Origin of the sequence: Dietzia sp. Die43 (genome assembly GCF_024519835.1) — a bacterium.
GTDB lineage: Bacteria > Actinomycetota > Actinomycetes > Mycobacteriales > Mycobacteriaceae > Dietzia > Dietzia kunjamensis.
Genome location: NZ_JALJRF010000093.1, coordinates 1 through 270, shown reverse-complemented (window position 1 = coordinate 270; position 270 = coordinate 1). Strand labels below are relative to the sequence as shown.

At 61.1% G+C, this 270-nt stretch carries 1 pseudogene; it reads left to right on the top strand.

Going from position 1 to position 270, the window contains the following annotated elements:
- Positions 1-270: pseudogene (locus NR111_RS18385) on the top strand (hypothetical protein); the annotation flags it as partial.

Below are 270 nucleotides of genomic sequence, written 5' to 3'. Positions count from 1 at the left end.
GTGAGGATGCTCCTGACTTCGGTTCGATCACTGAGGGTTCGACGGATGCTGACGGCAACCTCGACCTGGGTTCGCTGACCGAGGGTTCGACGGGTGAGGACGCTCCTGACTTCGGTTCGATCACCGAGGGTTCAACGGATGCTGACGGCAACCTCGACCTGGGCTCGCTCGGGAGCATCACGGATTCATTCGATACGCTGAGTGCGGGTTCGACCGATGCTGACGGAAACCTCGATCTGGGTTCGCTGACCGAGGGTTCGACGGGTGAGG